Raw genomic sequence first — 15,211 nt, forward strand, 5'->3', positions numbered from 1 at the left:
CGGTCACGTGCGCTGATACCAGAGAGCCGGTACGACGGCGAGGGCGGTGAACGCCAACGCCCAGGCGAACGTGTGGCCGAACGCGGCCCCCGGATGCTCGGCCAGCTGGCCTTGCAGGATGACGGCGAGCACGGCCGTGCCGCAGGAGCCGCCGAGCTGCTGCATGATCCGGGTGGTGCTGCTGGCGTGCGGGATCTGCGCCCGGTCCAGGCCGCGAAAGGCGCCGACCATGATGGCCATGTTGGCCGCGCTCAACCCGGCACCCCGGACGACCAGCGCGGCGCCCAGGATCAGGCCGCCGGTGTGCCGGTCGGCGAGGGCGAAGGGGAGGGTGCCCAGCGCGGTCATGGCGATGCCCGCGAGGACGACCGGCCGGGGGCCGATGCGGTCGGTGACGCCGCCCAGCCCCCTGGCGAGGAGGCTGCCCAGCCCCTGCGGCGCCAATAACAGCCCCGCGGCCACCACGCTCGCGCCACGGTCCTGCTGGTAGTACAGCGGGAGCAGCAGCATCGACCCGAACATCGCCAGCCCCGACAGGAACAGCAGCGCCGAGGACACGGCGAACGCCCGCGTGCGGAACAGCCGCACGTCGATGAGCGGATCCGCGGTACGCGTCGCGCGGTAGGCGAAGCCGGTCAGCAGCAGTGCCCCGGCCGCCAGCGGGCCGAGCACCGTCGCGTGACCGAACCCGCCTTCGGCGCCCACCCGCGTCAGTCCGTACATGAGGGCGGCCAGCGCGGGCGAGAGCAGGAGCAGGCCGGTCACGTCGAGGCGGTGGCCGTCGCGCGAAGAGTCGGCGGGCAGGCCGCGCCAGGCCAGCAGCACCGCGAGCAGGCTGATGGGGACGTTGACGTAGAAGATCCAGCGCCAGCTCAGGTGACCCGCGATCAGGCTGCCGGCGACCGGGCCGAGGATCGGGCCGACGAGGGCGGGCAGGCTGACGACGGCCATCAGCCGGCCGAGCTGCCTGCCGTCCGCCGCCCGCATGAGCACGGTCTGCAGGATCGGCAGCATCAGCCCGCCGCCGACGCCCTGCAGCACGCGGAAGGCGATGAGCGAGCCGAGGTTCCAGGCCACGCCGCACAGCACGGAACCCGCCAGGAACAACAGCTGCGAGGCCAGCCACATCCGCTTGGCGCCGAAGCGGTCCACGGCCCAGCCGGTGATCGGGATCGCCATCGCCAGCGCGAGCAGGTAGCCGGTGCTCACCCATTGGACGGCCGACACCCGCGCGTCCAGGTCGCGGCCCAGGGTGTGGAGGGCGACGTTCACGATGGTGCTGTCCAGCAAGGGCGCCAGCGCGCCGAGAACGAGGATCCCGGCGAGCTTCAGCACCGCGGGGTCCAGCCGTTCGGAGGTGGTCGTGGTCATGTTCCGTCTCCCGGTCGATTAGAGACGCATCGTCTCCAATCTGTACGATAAGCTCAGCATGACAGGAGACGCAACGTCTCTAACGGAGGTTCTGGTGCCGCAGCAGACCAACCAGCGCCGTCGCGGCGCGGCGCTGGAGGAGACGATCCTCGAGGCCGCCTGGGCGGAGCTGGCCGAGGTCGGCTACGCCCGGCTGACCATGGAAGGCGTGGCCGCCCGGGCCCGCACCGGCAAGCAGGTCCTCTACCGCCGCTGGCGCAACCGGGCCGAGCTCGTCGTCGCCGCCATGCGCCACAGCACCGGGTCCATCGCCGACCAGCCGCCCGACACCGGCGAACTGCGCGGCGACGTCCTCGCCGTGCTGCGCCGGATGGTCGAGCGGCAGCGCGACATCGGCCAGGACGTCATCCACGGCCTCCTGGCCGACGCCCCCGACCTCGACCCGGGCCCGTTCGCCATCATGAGCGAGGTGATGACCGGCGTGCTCGAACGCGCCGCCCAGCGCGGTGAGATCGCCTCCGCCCGGCTGAGCCCCCGCGTCGTCTCGGTGGCGACCAACCTGCTGCGCCACGAGATCATGTTCGCCCGCCACCCCGTCTCCGACGGCACGCTCGTCGAGATCGTGGACGAGGTGTTCCTGCCCCTGGTCCACGCCTCAGCGCGCCACGGCCATTAGGCGGGTCTCAGTCCCGCGGCCGCAGTCGCGCCGCCGCGTCGTCGTCGAAGGTGTCGAGAAAGGCCGCGAGGGTGTCGGCGACGTGCGTCAGGGAGCGGGCGCCGAACAGGACGGGCTGGTATCCGGAGATCTCGTAGGGGGTGGCCAGCACGTCGAGCGGGTTCAGGTCGCGGATCCGGCTCCGGCCGATCCGCTCGATCTCGCCGTACGACGACAGGAGCGCCGCCCCGTACGCCTTCGGACGCCCGTCCTCCTCCAGAACCCCGTATTCCAGGGTGAACCAGTACAGATCACTGATGATCTGGAGGGCCTTCTCCGTCTCCACCCGCGTCGCGGCGTTACCGATCAGCCGGTAGATCGCGGCGAACTCGCGCGCGGCCAGGTGGATGCCGTGGCCGAACACGTCGTGGATGATGTCCGGCTCCGGCGAGTACAGCGGCACGGCCGGGTGGCGGACGAACTGCACGGCGTGGAAGTAGCCCAGGGCCATCGACCCGAGAAAGCGCTTGTTCTCGACCACTCCCCCGGCCAGCGTGAGCTCGAACCCCGTCAGCTGCCGCAGCCGGGCGCCGACCACCGCGTGCGGCGGGATGCGGTCGGCCGGGACGCACACCTCTTCCCGCGCCTCCAGCGCGGCCCGGCACGCGTGGGCCCGGTGCGCGCCGTCGAGCGCGCGGTGGACCCGGCGCCAGGTGGCGTGCTCGCTCTCGGTGTAGTCCACCGGCGGCGACGGGTCCCCCACCCGGTGGCCGCGGGCCAGGTCGGCGAACGCGCGGCGGCGGGCGAGATAGCGCGGGTCGCGCCGCCCGGGGTGCTCGGCGGCGGCGCCGAGCGCGCCGTCGGCGCTGATCGGGGTCCGGCGCCACGCATCGCTCATGAACTGATTCATTACCGAACGGCCGCGCGCCTGACGCCTCCGGCCATAGGCTTTACCGAAGCTTGGCGGGTCCGCGTGGATCATGGGACGCTGGGACGTACGATCGGCAGATGACCGAAAAGACCGAAACTGTGCCCGGCTGGCTCGCTCCGGAGGAACTGGAGTCGGTGCGGGGGCGGATGCCGATCCTCTATATCGACGCCGTGCCCGTGCGAGTCGACGAAACCGGCGTGGTGACCCGCGTCGGCCTGCTGCTGCGCATCGCCTCGGACGGGACGGTCAGCCGGGCGCTGGTCTCTGGACGCGTGCTGCACCACGAGCGGGTCCGCGACGCGCTCCTGCGGCATCTGGAGAAGGACCTCGGCCACACGGCGCTGCCCCAGGTCCCGGCGTCGCCGCAGCCGTTCACGATCGCCGAGTACTTCCCGACGCCGGGTGTCACGCCCTACCACGACCCGCGCCAGCACGCGGTGTCGCTCGCCTACATCGTCCCGGTCGCCGGTGACTGCCGGCCCCGCCAGGACGCGCTGGACTTCGTCTGGTTCACACCGGAGGAGGCCGCGTCGCCGCTGGTCCAGCAGGAGATGACGGGCGGCCAGGGGGTGCTGCTGAAGCAGGCGCTCGCCCAGGTCGGCCGCCTGCCGTAACCCGGTCGGGGCAGGCGCTCGCCCGGGTCGGCTACCCGTGTGACCCGGCCGGGGCAGGCGCCCACCCAGGTCGGGCGCCTGCCCTGACCGGGAGCTCAGGCGGCCGGCGGGGACGGGAAGGCGTCGGGGTTGGTCAGGCCGGTGCTCTCCAGCAGCCGCTGATGGTTCAGCACCGCCGCGTTGGCCTTCTCGGAGAAGGGCCGGACCAGGGTGTTCTGCGTGCTGCCGCGCACGGCGCCGATCAGGCCGAAGATCTGGCCGTGCGCGAGGCGCAGCCACTTCACGAACGTCGAGTCGTACTCCTTGCCGGACCGGCTGGAGATGTCATCCATCCATTCCTTCTGCAGGTCGGTCGGCTTGATCGGCAGCGGCACCTTGAGCTTGGCCGCGAGAGCGAGGACCTGCTCGTCGAGAACAGTGTGCTGGGCGGCGATCTCCTTGCTGACCTGCCGGACCCGCGCGGTGCTGGCCCGCGTCTGGGCCTGCTGCGCCATGGTCATCTCCCACAGGGTGGCGAGCCGGACCTTGGTGATCAGCTCCCGGTCGGCCGCCGACAGCGGGCCCCACTTGGTCGCCCACGTACTGTCGTCCTTCACCGTCGCGGCCGCGGCGGGCGGCGCGCTCCCACCGGTCGGCACGACCGTCGCGCTGGGAATCTGGGCGCCGGGCAGACCGGCGCACGCGCCGAGGGCCAGGATCATGGCGACGCCACTGATGACGAGAACGGGACGGCGGTGTCGCAGTCGCACGCCGTCACCCCCTTTGGGTCTGGACTGTTCAGAAGGAGGTACGCAGGCGTGGGCGGTGCCGTTCATAGCAGGATGCAATTTTTGCCCTGAGCAAAGATTTTCTCTCAGACGTCCGGCCAGCCGAGCGGATGCAGGGCGCTCTCCGGCGGCTCACCGCCCGCCTCGGTGAAGGCGGTCATCGCCGTGACCAGCGCCCGGCGCTGCTCGGCCGGCATGCGCGAGACGATCGCGGCGATCTCCGTGCCGCGCCGGGCGGTGACCTGGTCCACGATGTGCCGTCCCTCGGCGGTCAGGCGCATCAGGCTCTCCCTGCGGTCGCGCGGGTTGGCCTCGCGCACGATCAGCCGGGCGGCGGCGAGCCGGTCGGCCATCCGCATGGCCGTGGAGGGGTTGACGTTGAGCAGCTCGGCCATGGCGACGAGCTTGGTCGCCCCGTGCCCGGCCAGCACCACGAGCATGCGGAACTGCGGCAGCGTGACCTTGTCCCCGACCGCGCCGAGCGAGCGGACGGCGATGGCGACGAGCAGGCGCGAGCCGGTGAGGACCGCCGCGACGACGGCGGACAGGTCCTCCCGGTTCTCCACATTCCCCTCTGGCAAAGGCCCCTCTGACATAGGCACTGTTGTACACGCCCTTGCTGAGGGCGGCACCCGTCAGATCGGTTCGCGTCAGCCGGCCTGGGCGCCCGGCCCGCTCCAGCGATCCAGGTGGAGGACGTCGTCGAGCGGCAGGCGCGAGGCGGGCTTGAAGGTGTCCCCGGTGTAGTAGGCGGTGGGGATGAGCGCGCCCTGCCGGATGTCGTCGGGCAGGCCGAGCAGCTCGGCCACCTCCCGCTCGTAGGCCAGGTGCAGGGTGGTCCACGCCGTGCCCAGCCCGCGCGCCCGCGCGGCGAGCATGTAGCTCCAGACCGCCGGCAGCAGCGACCCCCACAGCCCGGCCTGGTTCCCCTCAGGGAGCCGGGACACCTGGATGCACGGGATCACCAGCACCGGCACCTCGCCCATGTGCTCGGCGAGGTGGACGGCGCTCGCCGCGACGCGCTGCTGCACCTCGGCGCGGGCCGGGTCGTCCTGGGACATGCTCGCGGTCACGCTCCCGGAGGAGAAGTACGCCTGCGCCGAGCGCACGTAGTATTCCCCGATGCGCCCGCGCAGCTCGGGATCGGTGACCACGATCCAGTGCCAGCCCTGGCGGTTGCCACCGCTGGGCGCCTGCAGCGCGATCTCCAGGCACTCCCGCACCAGCTCGATGGGGACGGAGCGGTCGAGGTCGAGACGCTTTCGCACGCTGCGGGTGGTGGTGAGCAGTTCGTCGATACCTAGCGATGGGATCGTCATGAGCTCATCGTGCCACCGGTGAGTTTGCGCCGGTCCACCTTCCCCGTCTGGTTGCGGGGCAGGGTCGTCACGAACTCGATGTCGCGCGGCACCTTGAAACCGGCCAGCTCGTACTTGACCGCCTGCTTGAGCTCGTCGGCCGACAGCTTCGCGCCCGGCGCCCGGACCACGTAGGCGGCCAGGCGCTGGCCGTACTCCTCATCCGGTACGCCCAGGACGGCCACGTCGGCGACGCCCGGCTGCCGGCCCAGGAGGTTCTCCACCTCCTGCGGGAACACGTTCTCGCCACCCGAGACGATCATGTCGTCCTCACGGCCGTCGATGAACAGCAGCCCCCGCCCCTCCCGATGCCCGAGATCGCCGGTGCTCAGCAGGCCGCCGGCCTCCGTGGCGGCCTGCCCGCCGACACCGCCGGCCCCGGCCTCCCTGCCGACACCGGCCGCACCGCCGCCGCCCGAGTAGCCGCTGAAGGTGAGGCCGCCGCCCACGAGCACGCGGCCCACCTCGTACGGGGGCAGCTCGCGGCCGTCCGGGCCGGCGATCAGGACCGTGGTCCCGCGTACCGGGCGCCCGATGGTGTCCGGGGCGGCACGCAGGTCGGCGGGAGTGGCGAGCGTGACCCAGCCGACCTCGGTGGAGCCGTAGAGGTTGTAGAGCACGTCACCGTAGGCGTCCATGAACGCGGTGGCCAGGTCCGGCGGCAGCGCCGACCCGCCGGAGACCACCACGCGCAGATCCGGCGCCGACGGGACGCCGCCCAGCGCGAGCAGCCGTTTCAGCATGACGGGCACGGCCACCATCGCCGTGGCCCGATGGCGTCTGAGAACGCGCTGGACCGTCTCGGGATCGAAGCGCCGCCTCAGCACGACCGGGCAGCCGAGCACCAGCGCCACGCCGTACCAGAGCAGGCCGAGGCCGTGGAACAGCGGCGGCGCGATGAGGATCGGCTCGCCGCTGCGCAGCGGCACGGTGGCCAGCATCGAGGTGAACGGCTCGGCCAGCGCGGTCAGCGACAGCCGGCGCGGCGCGCCCTTGGGCACGCCCGTCGTCCCGGAGGTGAGCAGCACCAGCCGTCCCGGCCGGCGCGGCGCCGGTGGTTCGGGCCCGTCGGCGGCCGCGATCAGCTCGTCCAGGTCGGTGACGCGGGTCCCGGCGAAGTCCACCGACGGCAGCTCCGGCGCGGCGATCAGAGTGCGTACGTCCTCGCGTTCCAGCACCTCACGCAGGCGCGGGCCGGCCAGGCCGGTGTTGAGCAGCAGCAGGTCCGCGCCCAGGCGCGAGACGGCCGCCAGCGCCTCGACGAAGCCGCGGTGGTTGGGCCACATGATCGCCACGGTCTGGCCCGGCTGTACGCCGAACCGGCCGTACAGGGCCGAGGCCAGCGCCGCCACCCGCGCGTCCAGTTCGGCGCACGTCAGTGAACCGTCCTCGTCGTGGATGGCTGGACGATCCGGCCAGCGCGCGGCTGCCATGGCCACGCCCGTGGCCGGGGTGACGTGGAAGTGCCGGAACGCCTCGACCATGCGCGCCAGGTTCGCGGGCGGCACGGGGCGCAGCAGACCGTTGCGGGCGAACGTCTCCGCGGCCTCGACACCGAGACCGCAGAGACGGGTCAAGCTGGTGATCATCCGGGCACCTCTTCTCCGGGGTAAGGAGGGCCTACCCCCGGATCGGAGTGTCTAGCCCGGCTATCCGGCGAGCAGCTTCTCCGCCGGGATGATCTGGCGGGGCAGGGTGGGGCTCTCCCAGCGCAGCTCGGCGATGGCGTCGTAGCCGCTGTCGTAGAACTCCATCTTGATGTCGTGCGCCCCCGCCGTCAGGGCGATCTGGCCGGTGTCGTCGCGTTTGGAGTGGTCGGTCCAGTTGTCGATGAGCGGCTTGCCGTCCACCCACAGCCGTACGCCGTCGTCGCTGGTGGTGACGAAGGTGTAGGTCTCCGCCTTGTCGGCCACGACCTTCCCCGTCCAGCGCACGCTGAAGGTGTCGGCGCCGATGGCGGGGGCCGGGGCGGCCGAGCCCCAGTCGAAGTTCACGGTGGGGTCGATCCTGGTGACCGTGGCGCCGGTGAGGTCGGCGTTGTCGAAGTACGTCGCCGACAGTCCCTGCTGGTCGATCACCAGCGTCGTCGCCGAGCCGGCCGGGAGCGTCACCGCGGCCTTGCCGCCGGTGATGGTGGCGGTTCCGGTCCGGTGCGGCGTCCAGGCGTCCGACGTGCTCTGCCAGATCGCCGCGGTCCCCGCCGTCAGCCCGGTCAGCGCGAGGCCGGCGTCGATCGGATCGGCGCCGACGTTGACCAGGACCACGTTCTTGCTCTGGTCCGAGGCGAAGACGTGCAGCTTGTCGTTGTTCGCGCTCGCCTTGACGATGGTCTTGCCGAAGGGCCGGAACAGTCCCTCACCGGTGTACATGCCGACGCCGTGGTAGATGGGCAGGGGCTCGTTGCGCGGAATGTTGCCCTCACCCTTCTCGCTGGTCAGGCCGAGCTGCCCGTTCTTGTCGCCGTACTGGTAGGCGCTGGCGCCCGCGTGCAGGATCTGCCCGAGCGCCGCCGCGCCCCACACCGTGTTGAAGTGGGTGAGCGTACGGTGGCCGTCGTCGTCCTTGTGGTCGGAGTTGAACTCGCCGATCTGAATGTCGATCTTCCGGCCCAGTATGGACTCCGCGAGCGCGCTCACCTCCTTGATGTCGGTCTCGTACGTGCGGATCACGCTGCCGAGGAGTTGCTCGTCGGTGATCTGATCGTCGCCGGAGCCGTAGTCGTGGTAGTCGACGAAGTCGACGCGGCTGCCGGAGTTTTCGAGGAACGTCTTGATGTAGGTGCGGTCGTCCCAGGCCGTGGCCGGGCCGCCCACCTTGACCGCGGGGTTCTCGGCCCGCAGGGCGTCGGTGATCAGGTTGAAGCGGCTGCTGTACTCCGCCGCCGTCATCTCCGGCTTGTCGGGCGTGCACGCGCAGTTGAGCTCGTTGCCGAGGATGAACCGCTGGACCGGCTTGCCGGTCGCCGCGAAGTGCTTGTAGAGGGCCACCGCGTCGCCGCGGTTCACCTCCGCGCTCTGCCGCCCGTCCACCTGGAGGATGACGACCGGTTCGGCGCCGAGGTCGCGGACGGCGGTGATCCAGGCGTCCCCCGAGACCTCCGTGGCGCATTTGTAGCCGCCGCAGACGATCGGGCTGTCATGGTTGCCGGGCTCCTGGTAGTGCAGTTCGATCCGCATCCGGCCCACGCCGAGAGCGCGCAGCCGGTCGCGGTGCTTGGTGTCGTTGGTGATGTACGAGCCTTCGCCGTACCCGGTGATCCCGATGCCGAAGTCGGTGGGGGCGATCGTCCGGATCGGCTGGGTGAAGTCCACCGAGACAGTGACGGCCACTGCCGCCTGCGCCGGTGCGCCCGCCGTCCAGACCACCGCGGCGGCCAGGCCGCCCGCGAGAACGGCGTGCAGCGTACGACGTGCCAGTGCGATCATCCTTCTCCTGTCACAAGGTCCACAAATCCCGTGGATCATGACATATGCGGATTACGCGGGAGTGACTTCCCGGGTGGATGTGGCGCGACACGCCCCCGATCTCGTGGCGCGGAGGAGGCATGGGCACACAACACCGTGATCCGGCACAATCGGCTCTATGCAGATGCACGAGAGGGCCTGATGCGACCTCTCCGTTCGACCGACCCCCGGGCAGTCGCCGGATACGCCCTGCGAGGACGGCTCGGCCAGGGCGGGCAGGGCACGGTGTTCCTGGGCACGTCGCCCAGCGGGCAGCAGGCGGCCGTCAAGCTCCTGCACACCTCCTTCGGCCACGACCTCGAAGCCCGGCGGCACTTCCACCGGGAGCTGGCGGCCCTGCAGCGGGTGGCGCCGTTCTGCACGGCCCGCGTCCTGGCGGCCGATCCCGACGCCGACCCTCCGTACGTCATCAGCGAGTACATCGAAGGCCCGTCGCTGCAGGACGCGGTGCGCGACAACGGGCTGCTGGGCGGCGCGGACCTGGACCGGCTGGCCATCGCGACCGCCACGGCGCTGGGCGCCATCCACGCGGCGGGGGTGGTGCACCGCGACTTCAAGCCCGCCAACGTGCTCCTGGCCGCCGACGGTCCCCGGGTCATCGACTTCGGGATCGCGCGCCCGATCGACGCCACCGCCGCCACGGTCAGCGGGGTCGTGGGCACCCCGGCGTACATGTCGCCCGAGCAACTGTCCGGCCACCCCGCCGGTCCGCCGCTGGACATGTTCGCGTGGGGATGCACCATGGCGTACGCGGCCAACGGCCGGCCGCCGTTCGGGCACGAACCGCTGCCCGCCGTGATCAACCGCATCCTGAACGCCGAGCCCGATCTGGGGCTGCTGACCGGGACCTTACGCGGCTTCGTCGCCGCCTGCCTGCACAAGGACCCCTCGTGGCGGCCGACCGCCCGGCAGGTGCTGCTGGGATTGATGAACAAGCAGCCGGGTCCCCCTTCGTACGGGACACCGCCTCCTGCCTCGCACGGGACGTCACCACCGGCGCCCCGGCAGGGCCCTTGGCCGATCACGCCGCAGCCCGCCACGCCCGCGCCGACGCAGCCGGGCCGTGCGCGTGGCGGCGTGATCGCCGGCACGGTGCTCGCGGGGGCCCTCGTGATCGCCCTCACGGTGACCGCGGCCGTCGCCATCGTCCGGGACCGGACAACACCGCGGCCCCCCTCCAGCCCATCGCCTTCGGCGACGTCCCCGACAACGACAGCGGCGGCGACGCCCACACCCGCGGCGCAGGTGGCCCGCTCACCGCGCCTGGGGCTGGAATTCTGGCAGGACAACGTGGCCGGCCCGATGGCCATCACCGACCTCGACCGGCCCGTCACCACCGTCACCATGAAGCGCCGCCCGTTCGAGCTGCGCTTCCCCACCCTCCCCAAGGACACGGCGGCCCAGATCTGCGCGTGGACGGACGACTCGGTCTTCTCCGTGGACGACGGCGGCAAGGTGGCCGACCACCCGTGCTTCAGGCCCGGGACCGGCATCGCCGACTACGAGCACGGCTCGGGAACGCTTTACCTGAACAACCGCGGCCACAACTACCTGATCGGCGACCGGGTCGGGCACAGCTCCGCCTCCCAGGACTCAGTCCTGTTCTCCACGGTCTTCAAGGACGGCGCCTCGACGCTCCTGGCCGACCAGCAGAAGGATCTGTATCTGACCGTCTTCATCGACCTGGACGGAGACGGGACCTTCAAACGAGCGGGGCCGGGCGAGTACGAATACGTCATCCTGCACTTCTCCGGCTGAGCGCGGTCCCCGTCTCTTCAACCATCGGGCGCCGGCCACGGCCGCGGTGACCATGGCCGCCACCACACCCACGCCCGGTCCGAACCGATGCGTCCAGGCGATGACGGCGTCCATCCCCCACACCGCCGGCGGGACGCCGATCGACAGCGACAGGAGAGCGGCGGTCACCGCGGCTGCGCGGTCTTCGAGCCGGGTGACGAGCGTTCGGCAGATCTGAAGCCCTTTCACGTTCAACCCTCACATCCAGTTCAGCGGTGAAGCCTGTCGAAGAGGATGTAGGGGGGCGCCGGGCCGTTTACCCCTCGGGTGAAATTCCACACCGACTTTCGGCGGCGGGCGAGGGGAAATCCGCCGCGCTCACCTATACCAAGGGCGATGCCCATTCCGCCTGGGGCCACCACTGGCTCCATTCCTCGGCATTTCATATCAATTTGCCCATATCGGACAGAAGAAAAGACCGCATCGAACATGGGGGAAAAACAGGATGCCGGCCCTTATATCTAAGACGACAACCTTTCGTCTGGGGCGCACGCCCTCCACTTCCCCCCTAGGAGCCGAGCATGTCGGATGCTTCCCGACCTGGCCCGGAGGTGCATGTGTCCCCGCCCGGGAACGGGCGGCCGGATCATGCCGACCAGTTTCTCGAAGCGGAGCACGTACTCATTGGCGAAGACATCGGGGCCGAACTGGACGAGGCGATCGACGCTGTCGAGCGCGATCTCGCCACGCACGCGGAGGAGAGGAGAGAGGACAGGAAAGAGGAGCGCGAGCGCCGGCTCGAAGCCGACCGCCGGCTGGTCGCCCTGTTGAAGACGGAGAACTTCGCCGGACCGCAGTTCAACCGCCTGGCCAGCGCGATGGCGGGGTACGGATGGCCGATCCTGCTCCACTGGCTGCGTACCGGAGAGATCTTCCGGAGAGTCGCGTCGAGGTGCCGCTGCCCGGTCAAACACCATGCCGCCGCGCGAGACTGGACGCTCGACGATCGCCGGCAGATCGCCACCGACACGGTGCTGGAAGGCGTGGAGATCTTCCGCCGCCAACTCCAGGCCGACCGGTACAAGCCGGAGAAGGGCGCCAGCCTCAAGACGTACTTCGTCGGCTCATGCATATGCGCCTTCTGCAAGGTCTACGGGCTCTGGTGGCGCGAACAGACGCTTACTGACGGGGTACTGCACTACGCCTGCATCGACGATCTCGAATCGGCGAAAGTGTCGGTCCAGTCAAGGACGGTCGATCCCGAGGAGAATGCCGTAATGGGGGATCTGGTACATCGCGCGATCAGCTCGATGGAGGATCGGGATTTACGCCGCGTCGTCGGGCTCCGCGCCATTGGTTATACCCAGCGGGAGGCCGCCGCCGAGACCGGCCTGAGCGAGAAGGCCGCCGAGCGGCGGCTCGCGAGATTCAGACAACGCCCCAATCCGGTCAACCCGCCCGACCCGAGCGACGCAGGTGAGGGGAGAGGTGAGATTCGTTGAATTCCCGAGATTCCGCCTCCCGCCCGGCTGCCGCCGAAGAGGCGGCGCCTGAATTCGGACGGGAACATTTCGATGAGCTGCTGGACCAGTCATCGTTCGGGGGCGCGGTCGTCGCGGAAATACAGGAGGAAACTCCGGAAGCCGTGCGCGCGCAGATGGATTTCCGCCTGGCCGCCGGTGTCGCGCCCTCGAAAGGGACGGTCGACGATCTCATCCTCCGGCTCGTGTGGCTCTGCCGGGCCTGGGGAGAAGGGGAACCGCCCCCTGAATTCGCCCCTTCGGTAGAGGTGGCCTTTCCGGGTGTCGCGGAGACGGCTCGCGGGCATGCGCCGCCGTCCATGGCGATCCAGTGGGAGGGGCGCGCGCCGTCCTTCGACGATTCGGCCGACGCCGCGTCCGCGTACGCCCTGGAGCTGTGGCGCGGCATCCGGACCACGCGGCTCACCGCCCCCACGGCGGATGGCGCTGCCATGATCATCAACGAGGTGTGCAGCGGTCGTCCGGCCGGCATGCTGGCCTATCTCATCGATCGGGGCGCGGTGGCCGAGGTCAGATCCGATATCGCGTGGGCCGTCCTCGAGCTGAGTTACACCATCGAGTGCGGCCAACCCGCCCCGCGCGTCGTGCTGGACGCCGCCGAAGCCATCCTCCAGAGACGATGTGCCACCGGTTTCGGCGTCATCGACGATCTGGGCATTCCGGATCTGCCACGGCCGTCACCGGCGGAACCAGGAGCGCCGCCCTCGGCCGCGAGTCGCCGGCCGGGCCCGCTCCCCCACCCGCCGGTCGCGGCCGGCGGCGGCCGGAAACGATCCGGGCTCCGCGCCGCTGCCGCCGGAGGCGCCCTGGCGGCGGCTTTCACCGCGATTCTCCTGGTCTGCCGGCCCTTCTCCACTCCGGACCCCGCCGGATGGGGTCAGGCGAAGGCCGCGGGCGAACTCACCGACCGCGCCCACGCGATCTCGGCCATGAACTTGGCCGCCGACGGCAGAACCCTGGTGATCGGCGGCGACGACGCCACCATCGAACTGTGGGACCTCCTGCGACGAGCGAGAACACGCCGGCTCATCGGGCCCACCGGAAACCTCACCTCTGTGGCACTCAGCCCCAGCGGCGACTGGGTGGCCGGCAGCAGTCTCGGGCGCGTGTGGCTGTGGGACACGAGCACGGGCCGGGAGACCGGACGGCTGCTGGCCGGCCGGACGAGCTGGGTGTACTCGGTGGCGTTCAGCCCCGACGGATCGACGCTCGCGGCCGGAACCCAGGACGACTACGTCCGGCTGTGGGATGTACGCACGGGACGGGAGATCGGCCGGCCGCTGACCGGACACCGCAGCGCCGTCTACTCCGTGGCGTTCAGCCCCGACGGGCGCACCCTGGCCAGCGGCGGCGCCGACGACAGCGTGCTGCTGTGGGACCTCCGCCGGGGCACCTCCGTCCGCCGCCTGATGGGCGACGGCGGCGCCGTACGCTCCGTGGCCTTCAGCCCCGACGGATCGACGCTCGCGGCCGGAACCCAGGACGACTACGTCCGGCTGTGGGATGTACGCACGGGACGGGCGTCCGGCCGGCCGCTGACCGGACACCGCAGCGCCGTCTACTCCGTGGCGTTCAGCCCCGACGGGCGCACCCTGGCCAGCGGCGGCGCCGACGACAGCGTGCTGCTGTGGGACCTCCGCCGGGGCACCTCCGTCCGCCGCCTGACGCGCGACGGCGGCGCCGTACGCTCGGTGGCCTTCAGCCCCGACGGATCGACGCTCGCGGTCGCCGGCCGGAGCGTCGAGCTGTGGCGTCGCCGGTGACGGCGCTCGCCGGCGGGGCCGCCCTGAACCGGCCCTCCCCGCGAACCCGCCCCAACGCCCTTGTATTGCGGTCATATACGCGAGGATGATCGCCCGTATGCGAGTTGTCGTTCTCGTCTGGGAAGGTCTGCTCGGACTGGCCACGATCGGGATGATCGTGGTGGCGCTGCTGAGCGCGCCGAGCGTGCATCTGGTCAACGTGCTGGCACAGGCCGGGCCCTTGGGGCTGGTGGCGACGGGGCTGGCTCTCTCGTTCCGCGCCGGGACGCCCAACGTGGCCGTCGGGTCGATCTCCGCTCTCACCGGCATGGTCACCGCGTCGCTGGCGACGCAGGGACTGGGCTGGACGGCGGCGATCATCGCGATCGTGCTCGCCACGGTCGGCGGGCTCGTGCTGGGCCTGTTCGTCGCCGCGCTCTCGGCTCCGGCGTGGGCCGTGACTCTCGGCGCGGCCGTGGCCTGCGAGGCAATGCTCGTCGCCATAGCGGACGGCCAGACCGTTAACTTCCAGCTCGGCGGTGATTTTCCGGGCTATCTGTGGTTCGTGCTGTTCGTCATCGTGTCCTTGGGCGGCGCGCTGGCCTGGAGCGCCCTGCGCCTGAAGTCGGTGTGGCTCGGCGCCCTCGTGGGACTGGGCGGGTCGAGCCTGCTCGCCGCCCTGGGCGGAGTGGCGCTGCTGACCCGCCTCCACGCGGCGAGCCCCATTTCGGGCTGGACCACCACCTTCACGGCCCTGGCCGCGGTCCTGCTGGGCGGGATCAGCGTGCACGGCAAGCGGGGCGGCGTGGCGGGCACCGTGCTCGCGGTGCTCTTCCTGTCACTGGTCCAGGGGCAGCTAACGCTCTGGGGCACGCCGTTCTGGGTGTTCATGCTCGTCACCGGAGGAGTGATCCTGGCCGCGCTGCTGGCCGGGCGGCTGGCCGACCTCGCGGCCCCGGAAGCACCCTGGCCTGTGACGCCGGAGTCGCGCATGCCCGTGTGACACGGCCCTTCTCTCGATCACAACCCTT

At 70.9% G+C, this 15,211-nt stretch carries 13 protein-coding genes; 6 read left to right on the forward strand and 7 right to left on the reverse strand.

All coding sequences use genetic code 11. The features are described 5' to 3' along the window. Window positions 1-3: 3 nt before the first annotated feature. Complete coding sequence (locus tag AB0B61_RS45080) at window positions 4-1,371, reverse strand: MDR family MFS transporter (protein ID WP_358446260.1); 1,368 nt, start codon at window positions 1,369-1,371, stop codon at window positions 4-6. A 94-nt stretch (window positions 1,372-1,465) separates the two neighbouring features. Between AB0B61_RS45080 and AB0B61_RS45085 the strand changes: the two genes are divergently transcribed. Beyond that, window positions 1,466-2,047: a TetR/AcrR family transcriptional regulator gene (locus AB0B61_RS45085; protein WP_358446262.1), complete on the forward strand. Its 582-nt coding sequence runs from the start codon at window positions 1,466-1,468 to the stop codon at window positions 2,045-2,047. Between the two features lie 7 nt (window positions 2,048-2,054). Here AB0B61_RS45085 and AB0B61_RS45090 read toward each other — a convergent pair whose 3' ends face one another. Beyond that, a complete protein-coding gene (locus AB0B61_RS45090) occupies window positions 2,055-2,924 on the reverse strand; it encodes a phenylalanine 4-monooxygenase (protein WP_358446265.1) in 870 nt (289 codons plus the stop codon). 110 nt (window positions 2,925-3,034) lie between these two features. Here AB0B61_RS45090 and AB0B61_RS45095 point away from each other — a divergent pair, with 110 nt between their 5' ends. After that, window positions 3,035-3,571, forward strand: a complete 537-nt coding sequence (locus AB0B61_RS45095; protein ID WP_225296815.1) for an NUDIX hydrolase family protein — start codon at window positions 3,035-3,037, stop codon at window positions 3,569-3,571. 95 nt (window positions 3,572-3,666) lie between these two features. Here AB0B61_RS45095 and AB0B61_RS45100 read toward each other — a convergent pair whose 3' ends face one another. From AB0B61_RS45100 to AB0B61_RS45120, 5 genes are all read right to left on the reverse strand, one after another. Further along, window positions 3,667-4,320, reverse strand: coding sequence for a DUF4142 domain-containing protein (locus tag AB0B61_RS45100; RefSeq protein ID WP_358446268.1), 654 nt, complete (start codon window positions 4,318-4,320; stop codon window positions 3,667-3,669). A gap of 104 nt (window positions 4,321-4,424) precedes the next feature. Further along, a complete protein-coding gene (locus tag AB0B61_RS45105) occupies window positions 4,425-4,904 on the reverse strand; it encodes a MarR family transcriptional regulator (protein ID WP_358446271.1) in 480 nt (159 codons plus the stop codon). An 84-nt stretch (window positions 4,905-4,988) separates the two neighbouring features. Beyond that, a complete protein-coding gene (locus AB0B61_RS45110) occupies window positions 4,989-5,657 on the reverse strand; it encodes a nitroreductase family protein (protein ID WP_358446274.1) in 669 nt (222 codons plus the stop codon). Then, entirely contained in the window at window positions 5,654-7,285 is a 1,632-nt protein-coding gene (locus AB0B61_RS45115; RefSeq protein ID WP_358446277.1) for an AMP-binding protein, read from the reverse strand. Before AB0B61_RS45115 ends, AB0B61_RS45110 begins: the two co-directional genes overlap by 4 nt. A gap of 60 nt (window positions 7,286-7,345) precedes the next feature. Further along, window positions 7,346-9,121 (reverse strand): PA14 domain-containing protein, encoded by a 1,776-nt coding sequence (locus AB0B61_RS45120; protein WP_358446279.1) that lies wholly within the window; start codon window positions 9,119-9,121, stop codon window positions 7,346-7,348. Between the two features lie 180 nt (window positions 9,122-9,301). Between AB0B61_RS45120 and AB0B61_RS45125 the strand changes: the two genes are divergently transcribed. The 4 genes from AB0B61_RS45125 to AB0B61_RS45140 all read left to right on the forward strand — a co-directional run bounded on the left by AB0B61_RS45125 (window position 9,302) and on the right by AB0B61_RS45140 (window position 15,183). Next, complete coding sequence (locus tag AB0B61_RS45125; protein WP_358446282.1) at window positions 9,302-10,918, forward strand: protein kinase; 1,617 nt, start codon at window positions 9,302-9,304, stop codon at window positions 10,916-10,918. 560 nt (window positions 10,919-11,478) lie between these two features. Next, window positions 11,479-12,399: a hypothetical protein gene (locus tag AB0B61_RS45130; protein ID WP_358446284.1), complete on the forward strand. Its 921-nt coding sequence runs from the start codon at window positions 11,479-11,481 to the stop codon at window positions 12,397-12,399. A 143-nt stretch (window positions 12,400-12,542) separates the two neighbouring features. Continuing rightward, window positions 12,543-14,201, forward strand: a complete 1,659-nt coding sequence (locus AB0B61_RS45135; protein ID WP_358446288.1) for a WD40 repeat domain-containing protein — start codon at window positions 12,543-12,545, stop codon at window positions 14,199-14,201. Window positions 14,202-14,298: 97 nt separating this feature from the next. Beyond that, entirely contained in the window at window positions 14,299-15,183 is an 885-nt protein-coding gene (locus AB0B61_RS45140; protein ID WP_358446290.1) for a hypothetical protein, read from the forward strand. Window positions 15,184-15,211 lie beyond the last annotated feature (28 nt).

It is taken from the genome of Nonomuraea sp. NPDC049158 (assembly GCF_040648335.1).
Lineage (GTDB): Bacteria > Actinomycetota > Actinomycetes > Streptosporangiales > Streptosporangiaceae > Nonomuraea.

Bases quoted from the DNA above. Each gene is read 5' to 3' on its own strand.
- AB0B61_RS45125 (WP_358446282.1), top strand. From the start codon at position 9,302: ATGCGACCTCTCCGTTCGACCGACCCCCGGGCAGTCGCCGGATACGCC.
- AB0B61_RS45095 (WP_225296815.1), top strand. From the start codon at position 3,035: ATGACCGAAAAGACCGAAACTGTGCCCGGCTGGCTCGCTCCGGAGGAA.
- AB0B61_RS45140 (WP_358446290.1), top strand. From the start codon at position 14,299: ATGCGAGTTGTCGTTCTCGTCTGGGAAGGTCTGCTCGGACTGGCCACG.
- AB0B61_RS45090 (WP_358446265.1), bottom strand. From the start codon at position 2,924: ATGAGCGATGCGTGGCGCCGGACCCCGATCAGCGCCGACGGCGCGCTC.
- AB0B61_RS45115 (WP_358446277.1), bottom strand. From the start codon at position 7,285: ATGATCACCAGCTTGACCCGTCTCTGCGGTCTCGGTGTCGAGGCCGCG.
- AB0B61_RS45130 (WP_358446284.1), top strand. From the start codon at position 11,479: ATGTCGGATGCTTCCCGACCTGGCCCGGAGGTGCATGTGTCCCCGCCC.
- AB0B61_RS45080 (WP_358446260.1), bottom strand. From the start codon at position 1,371: ATGACCACGACCACCTCCGAACGGCTGGACCCCGCGGTGCTGAAGCTC.
- AB0B61_RS45120 (WP_358446279.1), bottom strand. From the start codon at position 9,121: ATGATCGCACTGGCACGTCGTACGCTGCACGCCGTTCTCGCGGGCGGC.
- AB0B61_RS45110 (WP_358446274.1), bottom strand. From the start codon at position 5,657: ATGACGATCCCATCGCTAGGTATCGACGAACTGCTCACCACCACCCGC.